This window comes from Thalassospira sp. CH_XMU1458 (assembly GCF_037027205.1).
GTDB lineage: Bacteria > Pseudomonadota > Alphaproteobacteria > Rhodospirillales > Thalassospiraceae > Thalassospira > Thalassospira tepidiphila.
This window is the reverse complement of the sequence record NZ_JAYMDW010000003.1, coordinates 673,261-696,093: the sequence shown is the minus strand read 5'-3', so window position 1 is coordinate 696,093 and position 22,833 is coordinate 673,261. Positions and strand designations below refer to the sequence as shown.

Genomic DNA, 22,833 nt, shown 5'->3' with positions numbered 1-22,833 from the left:
CATCTTCCCAGTGATAGCGGGACATGTTGAGAGCCTACCTGATCTGCCCGCCGTCATTGTTCGCGGTCGGGTCATTTTCATTGCTCTTTGGTTTCGGCTTTTGCCGTTAGGGAAAACTATAAGTGCAATCCAAAATCAAGCGCAAGCGCCTGTTTGCCAATCGTCCAAGGCAAACGTATAAGTCGCAGTGCAGCAACAAATGGCGGTCAGGAAGGTTTTTTGGCCCAGGCAACTATTCTTTCCTGATATTTGGCCGTGCCTGAGTCAAACATAGTGATAAGCTCAGCATGCTCTGCGCGAAGCCAACTGTAAACCGCAAGCTTTTTCACGGGAATAGACACGAAACCGTTTGGCACACCACCCCGGAGATCAAGAGAAAAAGCATTCACTAGCATGCCATCAAGACGCCCTGTAACAAGCATCTTTTTCATCATTTCAGGCCCCCCCGGCACGCGAACAACGTGGTCATAGCGTTCAAGAAGTTTTTCCGACCATGACGCCCCGAGCCAAACACCGATCTCTTCGATGGTCAGTTCGGACACTGCTTTGGGTCCGTCGCGTTTGACAACCAATACACCATCGGGGTTGCCGACAAGGACGTTGCCACGCACAACCGGTGTACCGACGCTTTGTTCGAATTCTTCAAGCATCGCAAATACGCCGTCGACCTGATTGTAGCGTAAGGCCATGAATGCGCGCGCGTTCGGCATTCGTACTGGATCAACACACAGGCCGACATCGTCCATAACCGCGCGATAAACGTCCGGCCCGACCGGGCCAATGGCCGTTTCGGGCAGTGCAATACGAAGGCATGGCTGCTGTGCCTTCGCGCTTGGAAACAGGGTAAAGGAAAGGAAAAGAGCTGCAATACAAATCGTTGCAAGCACACAGGACCTGACGTACCTGTGAAATTGAAAACGCACCATTTCAGACTCCCACGGCACCGAACGGTTGTTGAGTGACCGTATCCCGGGAAATTCTCCTTGCAGTTGGCCTACAAGTGTAATTTTTTCGGAGCGTTATGGCCCACTGCTGCAGACGATATCTTCAAACCTGCCAATTGGCTAGGACAAGTTATTTGTTTTCTGTAGTTTCAATTCGGAGGCGCCGCCTTATCGCAACATGATATCGTAATACCAAGTTTTGCCAGAAAGGCGCGCGTGGCGCGGTCAAATTGCGGTTTGATATCGGCAAACTCGGCTTTCAGCCAGCTATGCACATCAAAATGATCAACCTCAATCGCCTTGTATCCTTCGGGCACACCGCCCGCAAGACCAAGCGAATAAGCATCCGCCAGCATGGCATCAATGCGCCCTTCGGCCAGCATTTCCTTTAACATCGCCGTACCGCGCGGTACCCTGATCACGTTGGCGTATTGCTCAACAAGCTTGGTGCACCAGGTCGCGCCAAGCGGTACGCCAAGGACCTCTGTGGTGAGATCTGAAATACCATTGACGGGACCGTCGCGCACAACAAGATATCCAGCCAATCGACCAAGCAGCACATCACCGGAAATCAATGGCACACTAACAAGTTCCGGCAGATCTTCACGCGATGCAAAAACCCCTTCAAGTTACCCGGAATTCAGTGCTGCCACCGCACGTGTTTGCGGCATGGCTTCGGGATGAACGCACAGGCCAACGTCTGCCATCGCCTTGCGATAGAGCTCGATTTTTTGCTGATCCACGTAGATTTCCGGCATTGCAATACGAATACATTTCTCATCTGCACTGGCAGCGGGCAAAAGCCGGAAAGAAAGCAATAGGGCAATGAAACATATCACTGCAAAAACACAGTTTCGGGCAAACCTGTGGCTTGAATAGCGGGCCATACATACTCCCAAGAGGCTTTGGTCTATTTTCTTTTTTGTTCGCCGAGGTTCCGCAATTTTGGAATGCTCTGGAACTTGTTTGTTCTGGCGTTTGCACCGCAACAGACCAAACGATACGTCTTATTGTATGATGTGACCAGCGCCGAATGCGCATATCCTTCATAGCATCGATACATCTTGTCCCGAGTGCGACATGCTGCACCCCCCGATGTTTTGGAATTACAAGCATTCCGCGCTTGACCGATGAAAAAATGGCGCGCACCATCTGCGCGCGGCTGGCCCGAAAATCGGGAAAGCAGCGCCACCAAGCCACCAAAGTTTTTAACCGTGCCGCCCTGCATCCCCCTTGGATGCACGACGCCCCATATTCCGGACACCCTCTATGAAACCAGGGGATATCGCCCGCTACCTGTTCCTTGCCATCGTGTGGGGACTGTCATTCCTCGTTGTTGTTAAAATTGTCGAGGCTTTTGGCTGGGTCGGTGCCGTCACCTTCCGCGCCCTGATTGCCGCCGGATCGCTTTACTTTCTTGCCCGACTGTTTCGCCGCAAACTTGATTTTTCTGCTGGTTGGCGCCCCTTTGCCATTGTCGGTGCCACCACGGTTGCCGTGCAACTGATCGGCCTTTCCTATGCTGCACCGCGGATCGGGACTGCGATGGCCGCCATTTTTGTCGCAGCCATTCCATTGTTTTCCATGATCATCAGCCAACTCTGGGGCCTTGAACGCACGACGAGACAGGGCTTTGCCGGCTTGGTGCTTGGCATCAGTGGCATTGTGTTGCTGGTCGGGTTCCCCGCCGTCCCGGTCACGTTCGAATTTGCTCTTGGCTGTGTGGCATCAATCCTTGCCGCCCTGTGTGCGGCCTTTGGCAGCAATTATGCCAGCCGTCATCTGCGCAACAGTGGCAACTGGGAAACCACCATCGGCGCGTTTCTGTTTGGCGGATTGATGACCTTTCCGCTGATCTTTGCCGTGCCATTGGAACGCACACCGGTTGCCATGGATTACCTGTATCTGGTCATTGCCGCAGTTTTGATGAGTGTGTGCACCTATATCGCCTATTTCCGACTGGTCGCCTCCATTGGGCCGACCCGCGCGATCAGTGTTGAGTTTCTGGTCACCGTGATTGCCGTCTTTATCGGAGCGACAGTTTTGGGTGAAAAACTTTCCGCCATGCAGTTCATTGGCGGGGTCACAATCATGGTGGGCTGCGCGTTGGTGTTAAACCTTGTGCCTGCGTGGATGCGTCCGCGTCCGAGCGTCCCTGAAATTCCGTAAGCCACGCGCACCACATCCGCCAAGGAACAAGCTGGCCTGTGAGAAGTTAGACTAGATAGTCCTCTCTGATCACGGAAAGCAGCGCATGCCCTTTGACCTTGGCCAGCAGTCGCTCGGCATAATTGTGATGACCTTTGCGGTCTGCACACTGATTATCGGTTTTGCCGGGACCCGACTTGCAGGGATTGCCATCAAACTGGCCGAGCGCACCGGCATGGGGCAAATCATTGCAGGCGCACTGTTTGTCGGCATGTCGACCAGCCTGCCGGGCAGTGTCCTGTCGGTGACGACCGCATGGCAGGGCCATACCGACCTTGCGATTGGCAACGCCCTTGGCGGGATCGCCGCCCAGACAACCTTTCTGGCAATTGCCGATCTGGTTTATCGCAAGGGCAATCTCGAACATGCCGCCGCAAGTGCTACCGGCCTTGCGCAAACCACCCTTCTTTTAAGCATGCTGTCCGTGCCGCTTCTGGCCTATGCCGGGCCGGAATGGATCATTTTTCATATTCACCCGGCATCGATCCTGCTGTTTATCATTTATGCGTTTGGTCTGAACCTTTTGTCGGAAATCCGCGATGAACCGATGTGGCATCCCAAGAAAACCGACCTGACCGAAGAAGACGCCAAACATGACGAAGCCGACACCCACCCGGAAAGCTCCGTTCGGCTATGGGTTGAATTTCTTGCCTTCGCGCTTCTGACCGCCATTGCCGGTCACGTCATCGGGCAGGCCGGCCTTGCAATCGTTGCGGTTACCGGGATCAGCGAGACCGCCGTCGGCACCTTCCTGACTGCGATTTCAACATCCTTCCCGGAATTTGTTTCGGCCATTGCCGCTGTGCGGATGGGGGCGGTCAATCTGGCAGTTGGCGACATTATCGGCGGCAATGCTTTTGATGTGCTGTTTTTGGCCGCATCCGACTTTGCCTATCGCGAAGGGTCGATCTATGCCGCCTTTACCGATCAGCACATCTTCACCATCGCGCTGGTCATCCTGATGAGTGGGGTATTGCTGTTAGGTATGCTCAACCGCGAACGCCGTGGCATTGGCAATATCGGCTGGGAAAGCTTCGCTATGCTGGCACTTTATGGTGGATCAATATTCTATCTGGCGGCCTAGATTCTATCTGGCGGGCTGGCCCGTGGCGTAAACGCCTCAAAGCACTTCCTTGACCTTGGTCGCGAGGTCTTTCAGCGAAAACGGCTTGGGTAGGAAGTGCACACCGTTTTCTTCATCAAGCTCGTCGCGATAGGTATCCTCGGCATAGCCAGAGATAAAGATGACTTTCAGTTCCGGCTTTTTCTCTCGCAGCATGCGGATCAGCGTCGGGCCATCAATGCCCGGCATGACCACGTCCGAAATCACCAGATCAATGACCTTGTCGGTGTTGTTTAGCACCTCAAGCGCATTGTCACCGTTATTGGCCTCAAGCACGTCATAGCCCTTGCTGCGAAGGGCGCGCGCGCCAAAGGTCCGCACCGCGTCCTCGTCCTCGACCAGCAAGATCGCGCCGGTGCCCGTCAAATCGCGTGACGGGGTTTCTTCGACAACGGCCTGCGTTTCGGCAAGTTCGGCCTCTGACGCCTCATAGCGCGGCAGATAGATGGTAAAGGTCGTGCCTTTGCCTTCTTCGCTATTGACCGCGATAAAGCCGCCGGTCTGTTTGACGATGCCATAGACGGTCGAAAGACCAAGACCCGTCCCCTCGCCGCGTTGCTTGGTCGAGAAGAAGGGCTCGAAAATGCGGGTCAGGTTATCCTTGGGAATGCCGATGCCGGTATCGGTCACCTTGATGCCGATATAATCGCCCGGCGGGATGACTTCGGTGCCGGTTGCTGTCGGCTCGTCGATAATTTCGGTGCTGGTCTGAACCGTCAGCGTCCCGCCCTCGCCCGCCATGGCATCGCGCGCATTGACGACAAGGTTGATAATCACCTGATCAAGCTGGCCCGGATCGACCTTTACAAGACCAATGTCGCGACCATGACTGACCTTAAGATCGATCTTCTCGCCGATCAGGCGGCGCAGCAAGTTGGACATTTCCGCCAGCGCATCGGTGATATTGATGATTTTCGGTTGCAAGGTCTGACGGCGCGAGAACGCCAACAGCTGCCGGACAAGATTGGCCGCACGGTTGGCATTCTGTTTGATCTGCATGATGTCGGCAAAGCTGGGATCACCCGGCCCGTGACGCGACAGCAACAGATCACAGAAGCCAATCATCGCGGTCAGAAGGTTATTGAAGTCATGCGCCACCCCACCGGCAAGCTGACCGACAGCCTGCATTTTCTGGGACTGGGCAAATTGTTCCTCAAGGTTCTTCTGTTCGGTCGTATCAAGGAAGTTCAGAAGCAACGCACCGGCTTCGCCCGAACGGCCCGCGACACGTTGCAGATAAATCTGGGCGGCAACTCCGCGTGATCCGGCAAGGCGGGCTTCAATCTGTCCGCCCTTGCCCATGCCCATCACGGCCTTGGACAGGTAACGCGCCACTTCGTCACGGTCTTCGGGCACGATCAGCTCCAGAATCGAACGACCAACAACCTTGTGATGCATCTGACCGGCGGTATCGATAAAGGCGCGGTTGGCATCCGTGACTGTGCCAGACATATCGGCCAGAACGATGGAAAGCGGGCTTTCATCAAAGAACCAGCGCACCCGACGTTCGGTTTCGGCCAGTGCATGTTCCCATTCGTGGGCCGGCATCGGATCGGGGAAGATCACGGCCTGACTGCGCACAGGCCCGGTGCCCGGCGCATTGATTGAATGGGTCACGAAACAACGAATGGGTTCGCCACCGGCGACCTTGAACTTGACCTCGCCATTAACGCCGTCACCAACGATCAGATCGGCAAGTTCGACAGACCCGTTATTGAAGTCTTCGGGCTCTCCGCCCAGCCAGCTTGCCAGACGGCGGTTGAGGTAAAGAATGCGGCCTTCTTCATCCAGGCCACACACCCCAACCGGCAGGCGTTCGATCATCTGATCGGCGTGTTCAAACCCACCTTGCGCCTCAGCAACCGGAAGGTTGGCGACCATTTCACTGACCTGCGGCCCCGACAGGGCAAAGCGCTTCTCGGTCTCTTCGGCCGGTAACAGCAACGAAGATCCGCCATCGGCCATCACAGCGCTGTCGACACCGTCAACAGTCCAAAGCATCTTGCCGGCACGCGCATCGGCCGCGGTGACAGAAATACGAAGACAAACACCATTGGCGGCGTTGTTCGTATCAGGCGTGCCGTCGCCCTCTTTGTCAGCCTCTTCGCCGTCTTTGGCTTCTTCGGGGGTTTCGTCATCCGCATCCGAAGTGGCACTATCGGCTTGATACTTTTCAGAACGCGACAGATCGACAAACATCTGCCCGCCCTCACCGCGCATCGCACGGGTGCGCAATTCAGCCAGTTCCTCACTGCCAATACCCAGGAAGGACAGGCGCGCTTCAAGCGCGGACAACATGTCCGATCCGGCTTCTATGCCGAGTTTGGATGAAAAGGCCGGGTTGGCGTAAAGCGTGCGGCCATAGGCATCAATCAGCGCAACGCCGATATCGGATTTCGCGAAACCCGAAATCAGCGGGCCAAGCCCGTCATGCCCGCCATTGCGAAGCTTTGCAGACAGCGACAATGAGGCAACGGCGACCACCGCAACACCGGTGACCATCGCACCGATGATCCACATCAGACGTGCGTCAAGCCCCGCCTTTGCCAAGACGTCCATCAGGACGAAGACAAACGCAACGAATGCGACACTTACAGCAAGGATAAGCCCCCGAAACAGCACGCGACCGCCTTTAACGACAATAACTTAACAAAATAGTCTATACTTTTAGCTGCTTATCGCCCGACTGGCTACCGGCAAGTTTATCGTCGATAAGACGGCCCGGCAATCACGACAAACAGAACACAGTTCCCACAAGATATGCCAAAGGCAGGAACCAAATCCGGCCCTGCCTTTCAAACAATATTGTCCTCTGAACGCGTCATTTCTATGATCGCATGACACGCAATAATTATCCGAGTTTCTTGCCGCGCTGACGGAACACGAACGAGATGATCTCGGCAACCGCCTTGTAATGTTCTGGCGGAATTTCCTGATCGATTTCGACAGTGGCAAACAGGGCACGCGCAACCGGCGGGTTTTCCATGATCGTGATGTTGTGCTCCTCGGCAACTTCACGGATTTTAAGCGCGACATTGTCCTGGCCCTTGGCGATACAGACAGGCGCCCCCATTGTATCGATGTCATATTGCAGGGCGACGGCAAAGTGCGTCGGGTTGGTGATAACCACGTCAGCCTTGGGCACGTTTGACATCATGCGCTGCTGGGCGCGTTCCATCCTGATCTGGCGAACCTTTGCCTTGATCTCGGGGCTACCCTCGGTCTGTTTGTATTCGTCCTTGATCTCCTGCTTGGACATTTTCATTTTCTGATTGAACTCGTACTTCTGATAGGCAAAGTCGAGCCCGGCAATCACAGCGGTGAGCGAGATCGTCGCAATCAGCAGGATCACGATCATGTCGTACAGGCGTTCCAGCGTCAGGCCGAGTGACAGTTGCGGATAGAGTTCAACGTCCATCAGTTCAGGCACGATCACGAGGCCAAGCACAACGCCAACAAGGATGATCTTGCTGACGTTTTTGACAAACTCGACCATGCTTTTCATCGAAAACAGGTTCTTGAGCCCGGTCAGCGGGTTCAGTTTATCGGGCTTGGGTTCGATCCGTTCCATCGCCACAACGATACCGTTCTGAACAATGTGTCCGGCTGCGGCAAAAAACATCAACAGCACAAACGGAATGCCCAGCACCCACAGCATGCCCAAAATCACGTCTTCAAACAGGCCGGGAATGCCCGCCTGGGTGACGTCAAATCGGTGCGGATGTTCAAGGAAACCGACAGCAAGATCGCGCACGCTTGCGGCCATGCTCGGCCCGAGCATGGTCATGACCAGACCACCGCCGAACAGGATCATGAAGTTGCCGACTTCCTTGGAAACCGGCACCTGACCTTTCTTTCGCGCGTCCTCAAGCTTTTTACTTGTGGGGTCTTCTGTCTTTTGGCTGTCGTCTTCTTCTGACATTGGTAAACCCATGCTTGGCAATGCGGGGGAAAATGCTGCCCCTCATTGCCTTACGGACTAAGAAACGCCTCAAGCCCGTTCTCGAAATATGCAAGATAAACCATCATCATGGATGGCAGGGCCAAGGTCAACAAAAGCAGTGCGATCGCGATCTGGACCGGCATCGCGACAAAGAACACCGGCAATTGCGGCATCAACTTGTTGAGCAGACCCAACGCAATCTGCAAACAGATTGCTACCACCAGAAACGGTGCCGACATCTGCATTGCAATCGCGAAACTGTCATTCAGCGCCCTTGCAAAAAACTCGCTCATATCGCCCGCCGGCAAAACACCGCCCGGCGGAAACAGGGTATAGCTTTCAAACACCGCCTGGATCATCAGGTGATCCATCCCGGTGGCAAACAGCAACACCAACCCGACCTGCATCAGGAAATTACCCGTCACAGCACTTTGTGCCCCGGACAACGGATCGGCGGTAAAGGCGTTCGCCATCGATGACAGATAGGCAATAATCGACCCGGCAGTCTGGATTCCGGCCATCATGACCTGGGCAAACAGGGCAAAGAACAATCCCACCGTGACTTCATATCCGATACCCACCAGAAGCGACGGCGCATCAGCCGGCTGTGGCGGGAAAAGCGGCCCTGCCAACGGCGAAATGACTACCGCCACCCAAAAGGCAAACAACAGGCGCGCGCGTGCCGGAACTGAACGCGCGCCAATACCCGGCATAAAGGCAAAGGCCGCCCCCACCCTGGCGAAAGTCATCAGGACGACGTAAACATTCAGCGTAAGAAGTTCTTGAAGATCCATGTCGTCTTCGACTGCCTTACTCATCCACGCTGGCGGGCGGCGGGTTTATCGCTAATTCGGTAACCCGATAAAGTGGTCAACCATTCGGCCCATAAATTCAACCATCTCGGTCATCATCCACGGCAGCAAAACCAGAAGGGCGATGAAGATCACCAGAATTTTGGGCACGAAGGTCAGTGTCATTTCCTGAATTTGTGTCAGGGCCTGAAACAGGGCGATGATCAGGCCAACCCCAAGTGCAATCAGCATCAACGGCGTGGTGACTTTCAGCAGTGTCCACACCGCGTCATAGGCCACGTCCATGATTTCAGCTTGATCCATCGGGTCTTCCTGTTTCGCCGTCTTGTCATGCGGGCCGCTTCGGGCCTTTATCCTTCATACAGGATTTATCACGGGTTTTGCCATGATTTCCTGACTTATCAAACGCTTCCTCGCGGATTTCCCCAAAAACACAAAAACCGCACGAATGATCGCGCGGTTTTATCACGGGCGTCTGAAAACGCCGATCAAACCGGCATGTTGAGAATGCTCTGATAGGCTTCGACGGCCTTGTCACGAACCGAGACAACGGTACGCAGGGTAACTTCTGCGGCGGACACTGCAGTCACCACTTCGTGCAGTTCGGCATCACCGGTAATGGCCTTTTGGGTCATCTGTTCGCTGACTTTCATGGTATCGCGGGCATCATATGCCGCCCCCTTGACCATGTCGGCAAAACTTTCCCCCGGATTCACGGACTGGCCCGTACCGGTTACGGTTTCCGTAACGGTGTTGGTCTTGCCAGCGGCCGCATTGCGGTAGGCAGAAATAGCATCGTTGAAGCTTGCGACCATCGGTATCAATCCTTAAGCGTGTTCTTGTCCCGTTATATCGACTGCCTACTGCAGGATATCAAGGGTCTTGAGCAACATACTGCGCGATGACTGGATCACATTGAGGTTCGCCTCGTATGAACGCTGTGCTTCGCGCATATCCATCATTTCGACCAGCGTTTCAACGTTCGGTGTCTGAACATAGCCCTGATCGTTGGCGGCCGGATGGCTTGGTTCATATCTCATACCAAAATCAGAGCGATCCGGCATCACCTTATTGACCTTGACCATCTCGACACCGACTTCGCGGTCCATGACGTTTTTAAACGTCAGAAGCTTGCGGCGATACGGCTCCTGCCCGGGTGCCGTTGCAAGGCTGTCTGCGTTGGCAACGTTTTCAGCCGCAACACGAAGACGGGTACCCTGTGCGCGCATACCGGCAGCCGAGATTTTAAAAGCCTTGTAAAGTTCCATGGTTCTTACTCTCTAACGACAGGTTAAATGCGGCCAAGGGCCGAAATGAACATTGATTTCTGTTTGGCATACAGACGGGTCATGGTCTGATAATCGACCTGGTTTTCGTTCATCTTGACCATCTGTTCTTCAAGGATCACGGCGTTTTTGCCCGGTGCGACTTCATAGTTCTTGCGCACTTCCTCGTCCTTGAAGTTCTGCGGTTTGTTAAGACCCTGACTATGGCCCGGCGTGGTCGCCTGCATCGCAAGGATGAACTGACGGTCGCGGCCGATATTCTTCGGGTCGAATTCCTTAAGATCGTTGGCGCGGTAGTTTGGCGTATCGGAGTTGGCAATATTCTGCGCGATGACTTCCTGACGCTGTGTCAGCCAGTCCATCTTCTCTTTGAGGTTGGCGAACATGCCAAGTTTGCCGATATCCATTTCCTGCTCCTTGTCTGCGCGTCTTGCAGTATTGAGTGCGCGGGTAAAGCCGAAGTTAACATCACGCCCTGATCGGACCCGGATCGTTCGAAGGGCCGTTTTTGCCGCCCCGATAAATCCTGCCAACACAGATGCACGTAGCGTGCCAAATATAAAAACAGCGTTGAATTTGCCCGCATTTCGTTCTAATCGATGCGGGTACTAGACCCCGAGTATGAAACCGGGCATATTGAGCTCATCTGACGAATTATATTTGTCATCTATCTATCGAAACCGGGACATTGCATGCTCTATCTCACACGAAAAGTTGGCGACTCCGTTGTCATTGATGACAATATTGAAGTCACTGTCGTTGAGGTGCGCGGCAAGACCGTAAAGCTCGGCTTCACCTTCCCCGAAGATGTTCAGGTTCTGCGTCGCGAACTTTATGATCGCATTCAGGAAGAAAACCGTTCGGCAGCAGTCAGCGAAGATCTTATTCGCCACCTCGGCACTGTCGGATCATCCGACAAGACCGCGTCCGAGAAAAAGAGCGATTCCAGCGACGATTAGGCACTATGCCTCGGCCACACGGATCGCCTAAATCCTATCCCCTCTGACTTGCCGCTTACAGAACATCTCAGCCCGCTTCTTATCGACCGTGTCATCTGACTGTCGTTTGCCCGACAACACATCCCAGTTGTCGGCGACAACGATTTGTTGACCATCTTGGGTCTATGGTCGACGCTATTGAGGTTGATCGCCGCAGACTGGCAAGGCAAACCGTCCTGAGTTGAAGAACCGAATGAGCGGGAAAAAGCCCACCTATGACATTACCGACACCCCGGCAAGCAGGACGGAAAATCTTGCCGCACCGGGTGCGCATGACCAAAAGGCGGTCGCGCTACGATATCGGCATGGGAAGGATAATGCCCCGACATTAAGTGCCAAGGGCGAAGGCAGCGTTGCGGAACAGATATTGCAAGTCGCCTTTGCCAACGGCATCAAGGTCCGCAAGGACAGTGACCTGACCGAAATTCTGATGGCTGTCGATGTTGAAAGCGAAATCCCGCTTGAAGCCTTTGCAGCCGTCGCCGAGATTTTGAACTATATATACCGGATCAATCGCATCTATGGCGGTCCGTCGCGCAGCCAGTCCGATCCCGAAGATCAGATCATGGCCACACCAAATAATGACGTAAACGGGGAAGGCCCATCATGAGCCCAGAACAGTACAAGCCCGATCAGTTCAAAAACGACCTGAAGCGCGTCCTGTCATTGATCCGCACCGGACAGCGATACCTTGAAGACGGCAAAGTGGTCGAACTGGCAGCGCTTGAAAGCCGCATTGCCGATCTGTGCGAGAAGGCCCGCACCATGGCCCCGGATCAGCGTCAGGATGTTGCCCCGTTGCTTGCTGCACTGAGCGAGGAACTGGCAGAGTTCGAAACCCGCATGCAGCAGGAATATAGCGACATCCAGCGCCAGCTGCGCGGCATCAGCAACACCGCACAGGCAACAAATGCCTATGCGCAGGCCGCCCGCACGAAATAGGTCGTGCCCACTAAGGTGCTGATTTAAAACCGGCCCTTGAAATTGACCTTTGGGGGGCAGCGCATGTGGATGCTGCCTTGCCTGACCTTGCACGGCACGGTAAACAGAAACACGAAGACAGGTGATCGCGTCAAGATCAACCTGCCAACTGAGCGTCACAGGTTGTCGACGGGGAAAACTGCCTGATGGAACTAAGCGCCTATTTCCGGTTTGTGGCCGCCCTGCTTTTTGTGCTGGGGATTATTGGCGTGTTTGCCCTTCTGGCACGACGGTTCGTACCCGGTGCGCGCAACATCAACCGCCGTGGTGTGAAAAGACGCCTGGCCGTTGTTGAAGTCGTCACGGTCGATACCAAACGCCGTCTGGTTCTGCTCAAACGCGATGATACCGAACATCTTGTCATGCTTGGCCCGAATGGCGACACCGTGATCGAACGTAATATCGGCACACAATTCAGCGAAATCCTTGGCAGTCAAAACCTTGCCGATGAAATCCCCGCATCCTCGGATAGCTCGATCACGGCCGACAGCCCAAAAGACATCGATCAGACTGACAGGAATGCCCCTGCATGAACCGTGGCATCCCATCACCATCAGCACGCAACCAGGATGTGAAACCGGCCAAAACCGGTTGGCGCGCGCCGCGCTGGTTAACGCTTTGCGCAATCTGGTCGCTGATCCCGCTGATCGCCATCATGGTCGGCGGCGACACCGTTCATGCGCAATCATTCAACTTTGATCTTGGCGATGGCCCCGGGGTGACATCATCGGGACGTCTCATCCAGTTGATCGGCCTGATCACGGTCCTGTCCATCGCGCCGGCCATCCTGATGATGGTGACTTCCTTTACCCGTATTATCGTGGTTCTCAGCCTGCTTCGAACCGCACTTGGCATTCAGCAATCGCCGCCAAACCAGGTTCTGATCAGTCTGGCGATGTTCTTGACCCTGTTTATCATGATGCCAACCCTGGAACGCGTCTGGGACGAGGGGCTGGAGCCGATGATCAATGGCAACATTGATGAATTCGAAGGGTTCGAACGGTCCGTCAAACCGGTTCATGATTTCATGATGACCCAGGTCCGCGAACGTGATCTTCAGCTGTTCGTTAATCTGGCCGGGATCGAGGAAATCACATCCCCCGACGACATCCCGCTGCGCTCGCTGATCCCGGCCTTCATGATCAGTGAATTGCGCCGTGCGTTCGAAATCGGCTTCTTGCTGTTTATTCCGTTTCTGATCATCGACATGGTGGTCGCCAGTATCCTGATGTCGATGGGTATGATGATGCTGCCGCCGGTCATCATTTCCCTGCCATTCAAACTGATCTTCTTTGTGATGGTGGATGGCTGGTACCTGATTGCCGGATCACTGGTCGAGAGTTTCGGCGGTTAGGCCGACGGGCCGAAAACGTCGCATCCCAGACAACAGAAAAACAGCTTATCTCAGCTTTCGAGGTAATCCCGCAGGCGATAATACCAGATCGCAATCGTTGCATAGGCACGATGCATATCATGGGCAATCAACGGGCTGATGTCACTGAACCGCAGGGGCAACGGCGTATCGGGTGCCAACAGGTTATCGGCAATTGCCTTGCCCAGTGACGTCGACAACGCCACCCCGCGCCCGTTATAGCCAACCGCCATCGTCATATTGTCCACCGGGCGATGAATATGCGGCAAATGGTCATAGGTCATGGCAAGGCGGCCAGACCAGTAAAACTCAATCGGAACCGACTTCGTCCAAGGATAATAGGCATGCAGTTCCGAGACGATCCCATTAAATGCCACGCGACTGACGGGATCAGCAAAGGATCCCCGCCCACCGATCATCAGGCGTCCGCCCGGACCAATGCGGAAATAATTACCAATCCGGCGGCTGTCGGAAACGGGCGTTTTGGTTGGTAGCACGGTCGCAAGCTGTTCTTCACTGAGTGGTACTGTTGCCACCTGAAAGCTGTTTACCGGGATCAGACTTCTGCGCAATTTCGGAAATAGGTCGCCGGAATAGGCGTTTGTTGCAACCACCAGATGGTCGCTTGTAATGGATGCTGTGCCATCACCAATATCGGCACGCCATTTCCCGGAAATGCTTTTAACGCGCTTTACCGGTGCCGGTGCAAATACCCGACACCCTGCCGCTTGGGCTGCCCGCGTCAGACCGCGAATGTATTTCAACGGATGAAGTTGGCCTGCCCGGTTATCGAGCCAGCCACCGACAAGGCGCTGGCTTCCTGTAAGGGACTGAATTTCGGCAGTATCGAGCATTTTGACATCCGCACCGCGTGTCTGCCATTCGCCCATGCGGGTTTCCAACCAGCCAAGGTGATCGCGCTTGACCGAACCCTGCATCCAGCCACTTGGCGTGGCGTCACAGTCAATGTCGTTTTCCTTGATCAGGTTGAATGTTGTCTCGGCGGTTTTACCGGCAAACGCGGTTGAGAATTCGCCATAAAGTCGGTCTATCTTGTCCGGGTCGTGTTTAAGCCCCGGGATCACCTGCCCGCCATTACGCCCGGACGCACCAAAGCCCGGCCGGATGGTATCCACCACAATCACCGACGCACCGCCCTTGGCTAGCTGAAGCGCGCAGGACATACCGGTAAAACCGCCACCGATAACCAAGACATCGCAGGCGTATTCACCTTCGGGCTTTTGCGTTTCGGGGGCGTTATTCGCGGTCGCTTCCCAGACCGACGTCAGATCATCTTGCATTTGGACCTCGGTCATCCGGGCCTTGCGGCGGAACTCGGAAATGAATTGGTTAACGAACTGATTTTAAAACCATAACTCAAATTCAGATGGCATCAACGGATTAGTTTTCCTGTATCCAGCGCCATGGGTAGCAACACCATCTCTCCAACCCGGCCAGCAAATAAAAAAGCCGCCTGCAGCGCAGGACGGCTTTTGGTCTTCCCTAGACTTGGGCTTTGGCGCCCAACGGATATCCGGTCCTAACCTTGGCGGCGGCCGGATTTGAAAACATCCTGTTCAAGCGGCTTGAGGCCAAAGCTGCCGCGACGCGGACCGGGATTTTCCGCCACGTATTTTTCGGCCACCTTGCGTTCGTCCTCGCTCATGCGGGCATGGATTGCCCCCATTTCGCGCTGCGCCTGACTGCCTTCGGTCGGTGCCGACATTTTCAGCCAGTAATAGGCCAGAATATTGTCCTGTTCGACGCCACTGCCAATGGCATAAAGGCGTCCAAGGGCGGCCTGACCATTTGCCGATCCCTTGCGGGCGGCGCGCTCATACCAGGTCGCCGCACGCACCATATCAACCGGCACACCAAGGCCATGTTCGTACATTACACCGATCAGATGATAACCGCCCGGATGGCCAAGCTCGGCCAGATCCATGGCAAGGTCCAGCGCATTGGCGTAATCGGGCTCGCGGTGCGGTACACCGAAAATCTGGATCTGGGTCATCTGATACTTCGCAGATGCATCCCCCTGATTAACCGCATGGCTCAACATCTTCCAGCCACGGTCAAACAGTTTCAAATCCGATGAATGGCAGAAATACATCGCAAGGTTCGCCTGCGCATAGGCATCGCCCTCGCTCGCGGCGAGTTCAAACCAGCTGATGCTTTCGGCGATATTGCGTTCCGCACCAAGCCCGACACCAAGGGCATAGCCAAGGGCCGATGCGGCCTCGACACTGCCAGCACGTGCCGCACGCATGTTAAACTCGAACGATTTAGACGGATCGCGACGAACCCCGCGGCCTTCAAGATAAAGGTATGCCAGAACGCTGGCAGCAGACGGGTCATTCAGTTCGCTTGCGCGTTCGAAATAGGACACAGCCTTTTCGTCGTCCTGCGGCACGCCCCAACCGTTCAGATAGCAAACACCAAGGTTGTAAAGCGCTGCGACAGAACCGAACTCGATCGCCTCTTCAAACCAGTGCGCCGCCGTTTCGGCATTTTCTTGAACGCCAAGCCCCTTGGCATAGAGATAACCAAGGTTGTTTGCCGATACCGGACCACCAGCGGCAGCTTCTTCGTTAAACCAGTACGCCGCTTCGCGGTACCATTGCTGACCTTCGCCAAGATCCTCGGCAACGCCAAGTCCCTTGCTGCGCATATAGCCATAGCAAACCGCCGCAAAAGCACGGCTCTGTCTGTGAATTTGGTCAAGGATGCGGCGGGTCGCGGACTCATCACGCGGCATGCCGTCGCCCAGATAATGCTTTTGGGCAAGCGAAAGCTGGGCAAAAATGTCTTTTTCGACATTTGCCTCATCGTAATAGACCATTTTAAGTGCACGATCCATCACAGCACTACACTCTTCACCGCTCAAAAAAATCCAACAGAATCATAGCGCTTACACCCACGTTGGGCGAAAAAGGCGCCACCATATAGTTATTGAACGTTAATTTATAGCACTAAGCTGCGACTTTTCCAACTGGTCTCGATAGGTTGCAAGGAAACCTTGGAACTCTTCTACTTCGTCGACGCGATCGGCAAGCGTCCGGTAATCAATCAACCCTTGGGTTGGCGAAGATGTGATCAGGCTGAAGGCCTCGGCATAGGGGCTTTGGGCCATGACTTCGCCATAGCGTCGCTTGAGCATGTTAAGGGTACGTTCCTGCCCAGCCATTGCCAGGTTGACCGCCCAATTGAGCATGTATCGGCCACGCTCATCAGAGATACCGTTTTCATCGAACGGTTCTTCACCGACCAGACGCTGGAAGGTCTCGGCGGCAGACATGTAATCGCGGGTATTGCGATAATGGTCGATCCGCAACAATTCGGCATTGCGCGAATAGTCGCCTTCAAGCGATGCAATCGCCTCGACACCGCGATCCGTATCAAGCAGGGCACGCGCCCGAAGGTGTCGACGCTGGGTGGCAAGTTCGTCGGAGACGCCGGGCACTTCGGTCTCGTCGATAATGCGGATGGTTTCCTCGGGCTTGCTATCAAGAAGATAAACCAAGGCCAGTCGCGCCCCGACCCGGGCCTTTTCCACCCCGGTCAGACGGAAGTCGACCTGATGTTCAAGGAGTTCCTCGGCGCGTTCAAACAGTTCGACATCAACCATGCGGTCGGCAAGACGGCGAATAAGTTCGTCGCCCTTGTCACCCGCCGGGGTCAGTTCGCGGAACTCGTCATATAGCGCAACCGCCTTGATCGCCGAGATATTATTGATTTCCTCGCCGAGATACAGGTTTTCAAAAGTCTTGTGCATCATGTCGGTCGCCTCGGTCGCCACCGGCATATTCGGGAAGAAGATCGCGACCTGACGCAGGGTATTGAGCCCTTCGCGGAAATCCTTGTTCTCAATCTGCAATTCGCCAATACGTTTGAGCAACGCCATCTCGAACGCGTCACCGCGCCACGCAAAACGCAGTTTCTGAAGTTGTTCGATCGCATCTTCGACCGTCAGGCGTTCAAGCCGCATCAGAAGTTCGGTGCGATCAAAGATCGCGTGCGCACGCGCCTTGCGGTTTTCTCCCTCTGCCACCTGATCCCAGGTCGCGACAGCCTGTTCAAGCTCGCCGGCTTCTTCTTCGAAAATACCCTTGAGGTACTGGATATCCATGATCTTGCTTTCGGAAAGACCCGGGGTCACCAGCATCTTTTCGATCATGTCCATGCCCGCTTCGGGGTTGCCGACGATCAAGGCCTGTTCAGTCGCAATCGGCACCAGACGCGACAGCAATTCAGGCGGGTAGTAATCAAGGATATGAACACTTTCAAGAAGATCGCGCGCACCTTCGTTCGGACGCCCGCGCGCCGCCAGGGTCACCGCCCGCCAAAGCTGCATCTCGGGGATCTTGCGCAGGCGTTCATCTTCAAGCAGGCGTTCGGCTTCTTCATATTCCCGGTTCAGGAACTTGACCGCTGCCTTAAGGGCACGGAACTGCAATCGTTGCGCAATCAGCGGATCATCGTGTTCCATGGCGGAAATCACCGCATCGGCTTCGGGGCCCAATCCGTTCGCCAGATAATACTGGGCCAGATCAAGGCGCGCCTTGTTGCGATGCTCGTCACCGGATTCTGCAATCTTCCGGCGCAGTCCACGGATGGTTTTGTTGTATTGGTCCAGACCACCGCGCCGCCAGTCATCCAGCTCGAAAATAAGACCTTCGCGACCATCACCTGTTTGCGCGCGCACCCCGGTTGCCGAGGCCAGCAAACGTGCACCTTCCGGTGAAATGTTAAGACCATCTTCGGCGGTAACAATCACGGCCTGTCCATCATCACGCCCGGCGACCTGAACACTGTCATTCATCGGGGCAACGACCACGCCCTGAACCGACGGCAGAACTTCAAATTCCGGATAGCGTAGCGCAACCTCGATGCCATAGCCGTTCTGGGTTGTCGTGGTCACGCGCAGGGTATCGCCGACTTCGGGATCATCAATCGGGATAATCGGCCCGACATCCTCAAGGGGCACGATCAGGCGCGCACGGGTCTGTTCGTCCAATTCAATCGACGGCCCCAGCTTTTCAACCGGCTGCATGATGCCTTGCTGCATGGTGATGCGCCAATCACCCGTTTCACTCCGGCCGGTGTAAAGGCCGATGCCCTCGGGGATTGTCATGCGGACAATCGTTGCGTACGGGCTTTCGATCTGTTCGACAACGCCGACGATCTGGGCGGCCTGTTGGCGCACATTATCAAGGTTGAGATTGGCACGTACATCAAACGCCAACCACAAGAACCCGGCGCGCGACCATACCGCCGCCCCGCCCGGCTGGCCAAACGGGAAACCAAGCGTCAGTTCGGTCGCGGTCTGATCAACAGTAACAACAAGATCGCCGATGCTTTGTCGTTCGATCGGTGCCTGCCCATTGGTTCGAACCGTGCTTCCTGCGCTCTGCGCGGCCTGCGCAAGGGCTTCGGGGGAGTTGGGGTCAAACGCGCCCTCTTCGGACGTTGGCACGCCTGCATCGGGAACCTCTGGCGCCGCATCTTCGTTCTGCGCAGTTGCAGACGGGGTTGCGGGCGCAGGCGGGGCTGGGGTTGTCACCCCGGCCTCTGGTGTGTCTGTCGTGCGGGTTTGCGCGGTGGTGGTTGCCGGGGCACGCTGCACGCCCATGATATCAACCACGACCTTGTTGCCAGACCGGAAATGGCGCAATTGCCGTGCCGGGGTCGTTTCGACAACGACATCCAGCGGATTGGTATCGCCCTGGCGCACACGCACACCTTCGGGCAGGCGTCGTGAAATATCGTTGGCATTGATACGGGCCGGCGCATCAAACGCGATGGTCTGCGCGCCTTGCGCCCCTTCAAGGACGTAATCGGTGCGGTTTGGCCAGTCAAACACCAGCCGATAGAAGGTCGGATGGCGTCCGACCCGCACGTCAAGCTCCGCCAGTTCTGCCGGGTTATCGGCAACCGTTTCAACCGGTGTTGTCGGCGCCGGGGTTATTTCGGGGGTTTGGTTATCCTGTGCGGGACGCGCCGGCGGTGTCGGTACTGCGGGTGCCGGTGCGTCCGGTTTATCTAGGATATCGAGGACGACGTTGCTGCCGACGTTAAATGCGCGCACTTCGTAGTCGTCACTCAGCACAAAGGCGATTGTGCGACCATCAGGATCAAAGAATGCATCGGAAATATAGCGTGAAACCGGCGTCAGAACACCGCGCAACGAAGCCACCAATGGCTGATCGAACCGCACGACCAACTGGTCGCCGATGATCTCGGCGGTGTAATTGACCGGCTCGTTCCATTGCAGAACAATTCGGCCATACCCGTTATGAAGCCCGGAGCGGATGATAACAGGGTCCGCCACCTGGGCTATTGCAGGGCGCATTCCGCTATAAGGCAAAACCATTGCCGTGGTGGTCGCAATTGCAACCGCCAGCAGGATGCGCACGGCAAGTTTCGCCATACTTACGTGCCTCCGATCCCGCTTCCCCCGTGAGGCTCGATTACAATGTCGACCCGGCGCGCCATTGCAAATCGCGCCTCCTCATCCAAGAGTTTGGGAAGCTGGTCGTATCTTGATGCCGCAAATCCGTAAATATTTATGTAATCTGTGTAACCGGATTGCTTTAACTCGTTGGCAACAGCCCCGGCACGGGCCAGCGAAAGTTCCCAGTTCGATGCATATTGCCCACGCCCACTAAGCGGCCTTGGATCAGTATGCCCCTGAACACCGATACGGTTACCGATATTGCGCAACACCCCGCCCAGCACAAACAAGGCCTGTTGCGCCTTGGGTGTCATATCCGAACTACCGGCAACAAACAGAATATCACCCGGCAGGGAAATCACCAGTTTGTCGGCTTCACGCGACATGCGCGCATCGCCAAGGACCGGGTTGTCATCAATCGCGTCGTCAATCACGGCACTGAGATAATCAAGGTTCATTGCCGGTTTGCGATACACACGCGGAATGTTCATGTTCGCCATCGGCTCGTCGGTATCTTCAACCGGCGACGGTTTGATTGATTGCGACAAGGCATCAACGACCTCGTCCCAGCGATCGATCTTGACCTTGGACATGGCAAACAGCATGACAAAGAATGTCAGCAGCAGCGAAATCAGATCCGCCAGACTAAGCATCCAGGGCGGTGGGCCCTTGACCTCTGGCTTGCGTGGTGCGTCTTCGCTCATCCGCCACCTCCCGATGCTTGTGGTCCAAGCGGGATCGGCTGGGAAATGGATGGCTGCGCGCCACCATTTGCCGGCGGGATCATGAATTGTTGAGGCGCGACAGCACCCGTCTGCCCGCCCGAACCACCGCCATTCGCGCCAGAGTCCGGCGTCGTGGAGGTCGGCGTTGCCGCAGGCGTTTCATTTCCATTGCCGTTACGATTGATCGGTTCCGGCGCTTCCTTGGGACCGAAATTCCAGAAAAAGCGGAATGTCACGATGAACGGGTCGGCACCCGGATCAATCCCGACAAAGAAACGGTCTTCGGGTGCGCCGACATCGGTCAGTTCGCGGGCAAATGATCCGGCCTGGGCGATCTGAAGATTGTTTTCAATCTGGATCGTGCCTTTGTCTTCGATCTGGCTGCCCATGACCATTTCCATCTCGTAGGAGGCGTAACCATCGTCATCAGCTAGCACTTCGGCCAGCTGGCGCATGAAATCGGCCTGTCTTTCGCGGACCAGAATGGAATTGGTATCAAACAGCTGATCGACATGCATGATGACCTCCATCAGCTTGCCCGGCTGAATGACTTCAACCCGGACCACTTTGATGGCGGTCTCAAAAAGATGCCCCAGCTTGTCCTGGGTTTCCTGTGCTGATACCGTTGGCCCCTCGATGGAGGTCACGGTCTGCAAACTGGTTGTCGGCGGGAGAATGGCCGCAAATGCCGAGGAAAGGCTTTCCTGCACTTCGCGGGTTTTGACCTCTTCAAAGGTCGAAATGGTATTGAGCAGAATGAAAAAGGCTAGCAGAAGAAGATAGAGCGCCAGAAACAACGCCACTGCCCCGTTTGTAGGGGGGGAAGGTGGTGTCGGTCCATCGTCCTCTATCTCCGCCATGATAACGCCACTTAGTTAAACATCGCGTCGATGTCGGCCTGCGTTACGCCTTTTCCTTCAAGCTGCGGACCGTTCAGCAAAGCCTCTTCGCCTTCCAGTTCTTTTTTCTTCCGCGGGTTGGCGGCAGCATATTTGGCGATTTCATCACCAAATGCCGTCACAAGCCCTTCAACCCGTTCTTCGATGGATTTCAGGGCCTTGATCACCTTGGTGGTGCGCTGGCCGGTGATATCCTGGAAGTTACAGGCTTCGTAGACGCGCATCGTTGCACTGGTCACGATTTCGGCCTGTTCTGGCGGCAAGGTGCTTGCGAATTCTTCAAGCGTGTCCATGGCATCAAGGATTTCGTGCGTCGCCCCGGCGGTCGCATCGACGATGGCATCAAGCTCGTCGGTTGCGTTGGGGATATACTCGGCCTTGATATCGTCCGGACGAAGCGAGGCGATTTCCGATTTCATCTTGCGAATGATGCCGGAAAGCTCATCGAGCTCGCCAAACAAACGTTTCTGATCATCGGTCGGTTTATCGCCCATAAAGCGCGACAACTGATCCATCAGATCGGACAATTGTTCGACCTTCAGGTCATCACCATCAAGGCGAGCCTGAAGATCATTCAACAACTGACGTAGTTCGTCTTTGGTCGCCTTAGACATAGCGGTATCGCGGGACACCTGCCCCGCGCTCCTGATCAGAAATCACCAATGACAGTCTTCATCTTGCCTTTCAACGTCTCTGCGTTGAACGGTTTGACGATATAGTTGGAGACGCCTGCCTTTTTCGCCATGACCACGTTCTCGGTCTTGGCTTCAGCGGTGATCATGATGAAGGGCATATCCTTCAGTTTTGCGTCTGCGCGGACTTCCTTCAGAAGCTGAAGACCGGTCATCGGCTCCATGTTCCAGTCGGAAATCACGAGGCTGAACGGAGCCTCACGCAGTTTGCGAAGCGCCATGCTACCATCGGTCGCTTCTTCAATATTCGTAAAGTTGAGCTGCCGCAGAAGGTTACGGATGATACGCAACATGGTTTTGTAATCATCCACAATCAGGATCGGCATATTCGGATCGACGGCCATTCACAACTCCATCAGCTATCTGATCTCCCACCCTTGCCTACCATACTTCCGC

Annotated in this window: 23 protein-coding genes; 7 read left to right on the top strand and 16 right to left on the bottom strand. The window is 55.2% G+C overall.

Going from position 1 to position 22,833, the window contains the following annotated elements; genetic code table 11:
• Positions 1-206: 206 nt before the first annotated feature.
• Positions 207-710, bottom strand: coding sequence for a hypothetical protein (locus WBY09_RS17225; RefSeq protein WP_336233392.1), 504 nt, complete (start codon positions 708-710; stop codon positions 207-209).
• 383 nt (positions 711-1,093) lie between these two features.
• Positions 1,094-1,525: a hypothetical protein gene (locus WBY09_RS17220; protein ID WP_336233390.1), complete on the bottom strand. Its 432-nt coding sequence runs from the start codon at positions 1,523-1,525 to the stop codon at positions 1,094-1,096.
• A 688-nt stretch (positions 1,526-2,213) separates the two neighbouring features.
• Between WBY09_RS17220 and WBY09_RS17215 the strand changes: the two genes are divergently transcribed.
• Both WBY09_RS17215 and WBY09_RS17210 read left to right on the top strand, forming a co-directional pair.
• Positions 2,214-3,113: a DMT family transporter gene (locus tag WBY09_RS17215; RefSeq protein ID WP_197146888.1), complete on the top strand. Its 900-nt coding sequence runs from the start codon at positions 2,214-2,216 to the stop codon at positions 3,111-3,113.
• 85 nt (positions 3,114-3,198) lie between these two features.
• Positions 3,199-4,236 (top strand): sodium:calcium antiporter, encoded by a 1,038-nt coding sequence (locus WBY09_RS17210; protein WP_336233388.1) that lies wholly within the window; start codon positions 3,199-3,201, stop codon positions 4,234-4,236.
• A 36-nt stretch (positions 4,237-4,272) separates the two neighbouring features.
• Here the strand turns inward: WBY09_RS17210 and WBY09_RS17205 are convergent, their stop codons facing one another.
• From WBY09_RS17205 to WBY09_RS17175, 7 genes are all read right to left on the bottom strand, one after another.
• Positions 4,273-6,897, bottom strand: coding sequence for a hybrid sensor histidine kinase/response regulator (locus WBY09_RS17205; RefSeq protein ID WP_336233386.1), 2,625 nt, complete (start codon positions 6,895-6,897; stop codon positions 4,273-4,275).
• A 229-nt stretch (positions 6,898-7,126) separates the two neighbouring features.
• On the bottom strand, positions 7,127-8,197 hold the full coding sequence (gene flhB, locus WBY09_RS17200; protein WP_064782343.1) for a flagellar biosynthesis protein FlhB: 1,071 nt from the start codon (positions 8,195-8,197) through the stop codon (positions 7,127-7,129).
• A 50-nt stretch (positions 8,198-8,247) separates the two neighbouring features.
• Complete coding sequence (gene fliR, locus WBY09_RS17195; RefSeq protein WP_336233385.1) at positions 8,248-9,036, bottom strand: flagellar biosynthetic protein FliR; 789 nt, start codon at positions 9,034-9,036, stop codon at positions 8,248-8,250.
• Between the two features lie 27 nt (positions 9,037-9,063).
• Positions 9,064-9,333: a flagellar biosynthesis protein FliQ gene (fliQ, locus tag WBY09_RS17190; protein ID WP_063087530.1), complete on the bottom strand. Its 270-nt coding sequence runs from the start codon at positions 9,331-9,333 to the stop codon at positions 9,064-9,066.
• Positions 9,334-9,518: 185 nt separating this feature from the next.
• Positions 9,519-9,845 carry a flagellar hook-basal body complex protein FliE gene (gene fliE / locus WBY09_RS17185; RefSeq protein ID WP_064782344.1) on the bottom strand — a complete coding sequence of 109 codons (327 nt, stop codon included), beginning with the start codon at positions 9,843-9,845 and terminating at the stop codon, positions 9,519-9,521.
• A 45-nt stretch (positions 9,846-9,890) separates the two neighbouring features.
• On the bottom strand, positions 9,891-10,298 hold the full coding sequence (gene flgC / locus WBY09_RS17180) for a flagellar basal body rod protein FlgC (RefSeq protein ID WP_063087529.1): 408 nt from the start codon (positions 10,296-10,298) through the stop codon (positions 9,891-9,893).
• A 23-nt stretch (positions 10,299-10,321) separates the two neighbouring features.
• A complete protein-coding gene (locus WBY09_RS17175) occupies positions 10,322-10,849 on the bottom strand; it encodes a flagellar basal body protein (protein ID WP_232308331.1) in 528 nt (175 codons plus the stop codon).
• Positions 10,850-11,008: 159 nt separating this feature from the next.
• Here WBY09_RS17175 and csrA point away from each other — a divergent pair, with 159 nt between their 5' ends.
• From csrA to fliP, 5 genes are all read left to right on the top strand, one after another.
• The gene (gene csrA, locus WBY09_RS17170) at positions 11,009-11,275 is read left to right on the top strand and encodes a carbon storage regulator CsrA (protein ID WP_008890383.1); all 267 of its coding nucleotides are present in this window, start codon (positions 11,009-11,011) and stop codon (positions 11,273-11,275) included.
• Between the two features lie 232 nt (positions 11,276-11,507).
• Complete coding sequence (locus WBY09_RS17165) at positions 11,508-11,924, top strand: EscU/YscU/HrcU family type III secretion system export apparatus switch protein (protein WP_008890384.1); 417 nt, start codon at positions 11,508-11,510, stop codon at positions 11,922-11,924.
• Positions 11,921-12,256, top strand: coding sequence for a flagellar protein FliT (locus WBY09_RS17160; RefSeq protein ID WP_008890385.1), 336 nt, complete (start codon positions 11,921-11,923; stop codon positions 12,254-12,256). Before WBY09_RS17165 ends, WBY09_RS17160 begins: the two co-directional genes overlap by 4 nt.
• 185 nt (positions 12,257-12,441) lie before the next feature.
• Positions 12,442-12,828 carry a FliO/MopB family protein gene (locus tag WBY09_RS17155; protein ID WP_336233384.1) on the top strand — a complete coding sequence of 129 codons (387 nt, stop codon included), beginning with the start codon at positions 12,442-12,444 and terminating at the stop codon, positions 12,826-12,828.
• Entirely contained in the window at positions 12,825-13,649 is an 825-nt protein-coding gene (gene fliP / locus WBY09_RS17150) for a flagellar type III secretion system pore protein FliP (RefSeq protein ID WP_336233383.1), read from the top strand. The genes WBY09_RS17155 and fliP overlap by 4 nt, the downstream gene beginning before the upstream one ends.
• 50 nt (positions 13,650-13,699) lie before the next feature.
• Here fliP and WBY09_RS17145 read toward each other — a convergent pair whose 3' ends face one another.
• From WBY09_RS17145 to WBY09_RS17115, 7 genes are all read right to left on the bottom strand, one after another.
• On the bottom strand, positions 13,700-14,968 hold the full coding sequence (locus WBY09_RS17145; protein WP_336233382.1) for an NAD(P)/FAD-dependent oxidoreductase: 1,269 nt from the start codon (positions 14,966-14,968) through the stop codon (positions 13,700-13,702).
• Between the two features lie 239 nt (positions 14,969-15,207).
• On the bottom strand, positions 15,208-16,527 hold the full coding sequence (locus WBY09_RS17140; protein WP_008890389.1) for a tetratricopeptide repeat protein: 1,320 nt from the start codon (positions 16,525-16,527) through the stop codon (positions 15,208-15,210).
• A 99-nt stretch (positions 16,528-16,626) separates the two neighbouring features.
• Positions 16,627-20,097 carry a tetratricopeptide repeat protein gene (locus WBY09_RS17135; RefSeq protein WP_336233381.1) on the bottom strand — a complete coding sequence of 1,157 codons (3,471 nt, stop codon included), beginning with the start codon at positions 20,095-20,097 and terminating at the stop codon, positions 16,627-16,629.
• Positions 20,098-20,099: 2 nt separating this feature from the next.
• Positions 20,100-20,825 (bottom strand): OmpA/MotB family protein, encoded by a 726-nt coding sequence (locus WBY09_RS17130; protein WP_008890391.1) that lies wholly within the window; start codon positions 20,823-20,825, stop codon positions 20,100-20,102.
• Positions 20,822-21,706: a flagellar motor protein MotB gene (locus WBY09_RS17125; protein WP_231959694.1), complete on the bottom strand. Its 885-nt coding sequence runs from the start codon at positions 21,704-21,706 to the stop codon at positions 20,822-20,824. The genes WBY09_RS17130 and WBY09_RS17125 overlap by 4 nt, the downstream gene beginning before the upstream one ends.
• 11 nt (positions 21,707-21,717) lie before the next feature.
• On the bottom strand, positions 21,718-22,359 hold the full coding sequence (locus WBY09_RS17120) for a protein phosphatase CheZ (protein ID WP_064788592.1): 642 nt from the start codon (positions 22,357-22,359) through the stop codon (positions 21,718-21,720).
• 35 nt (positions 22,360-22,394) lie between these two features.
• Positions 22,395-22,781, bottom strand: coding sequence for a response regulator (locus tag WBY09_RS17115; RefSeq protein WP_008890394.1), 387 nt, complete (start codon positions 22,779-22,781; stop codon positions 22,395-22,397).
• Positions 22,782-22,833: the final 52 nt, after the last annotated feature.

Coding starts and splice junctions, on each gene's coding strand:
- WBY09_RS17165 (WP_008890384.1), top strand. CDS start 11,508: ATGAGCGGGAAAAAGCCCACCTATGACATTACCGACACCCCGGCAAGC.
- WBY09_RS17115 (WP_008890394.1), bottom strand. CDS start 22,781: ATGGCCGTCGATCCGAATATGCCGATCCTGATTGTGGATGATTACAAA.
- WBY09_RS17215 (WP_197146888.1), top strand. CDS start 2,214: ATGAAACCAGGGGATATCGCCCGCTACCTGTTCCTTGCCATCGTGTGG.
- WBY09_RS17140 (WP_008890389.1), bottom strand. CDS start 16,527: ATGGATCGTGCACTTAAAATGGTCTATTACGATGAGGCAAATGTCGAA.
- fliP (WP_336233383.1), top strand. CDS start 12,825: ATGAACCGTGGCATCCCATCACCATCAGCACGCAACCAGGATGTGAAA.
- WBY09_RS17120 (WP_064788592.1), bottom strand. CDS start 22,359: ATGTCTAAGGCGACCAAAGACGAACTACGTCAGTTGTTGAATGATCTT.
- flhB (WP_064782343.1), bottom strand. CDS start 8,197: ATGTCAGAAGAAGACGACAGCCAAAAGACAGAAGACCCCACAAGTAAA.
- WBY09_RS17155 (WP_336233384.1), top strand. CDS start 12,442: ATGGAACTAAGCGCCTATTTCCGGTTTGTGGCCGCCCTGCTTTTTGTG.
- WBY09_RS17160 (WP_008890385.1), top strand. CDS start 11,921: ATGAGCCCAGAACAGTACAAGCCCGATCAGTTCAAAAACGACCTGAAG.
- WBY09_RS17135 (WP_336233381.1), bottom strand. CDS start 20,097: ATGGCGAAACTTGCCGTGCGCATCCTGCTGGCGGTTGCAATTGCGACC.
- WBY09_RS17145 (WP_336233382.1), bottom strand. CDS start 14,968: ATGCAAGATGATCTGACGTCGGTCTGGGAAGCGACCGCGAATAACGCC.
- WBY09_RS17210 (WP_336233388.1), top strand. CDS start 3,199: ATGCCCTTTGACCTTGGCCAGCAGTCGCTCGGCATAATTGTGATGACC.
- flgC (WP_063087529.1), bottom strand. CDS start 10,298: ATGGAACTTTACAAGGCTTTTAAAATCTCGGCTGCCGGTATGCGCGCA.
- WBY09_RS17125 (WP_231959694.1), bottom strand. CDS start 21,706: ATGGCGGAGATAGAGGACGATGGACCGACACCACCTTCCCCCCCTACA.
- fliE (WP_064782344.1), bottom strand. CDS start 9,845: ATGGTCGCAAGCTTCAACGATGCTATTTCTGCCTACCGCAATGCGGCC.
- fliR (WP_336233385.1), bottom strand. CDS start 9,036: ATGAGTAAGGCAGTCGAAGACGACATGGATCTTCAAGAACTTCTTACG.
- WBY09_RS17130 (WP_008890391.1), bottom strand. CDS start 20,825: ATGAGCGAAGACGCACCACGCAAGCCAGAGGTCAAGGGCCCACCGCCC.
- csrA (WP_008890383.1), top strand. CDS start 11,009: ATGCTCTATCTCACACGAAAAGTTGGCGACTCCGTTGTCATTGATGAC.
- fliQ (WP_063087530.1), bottom strand. CDS start 9,333: ATGGATCAAGCTGAAATCATGGACGTGGCCTATGACGCGGTGTGGACA.
- WBY09_RS17225 (WP_336233392.1), bottom strand. CDS start 710: ATGCCGAACGCGCGCGCATTCATGGCCTTACGCTACAATCAGGTCGAC.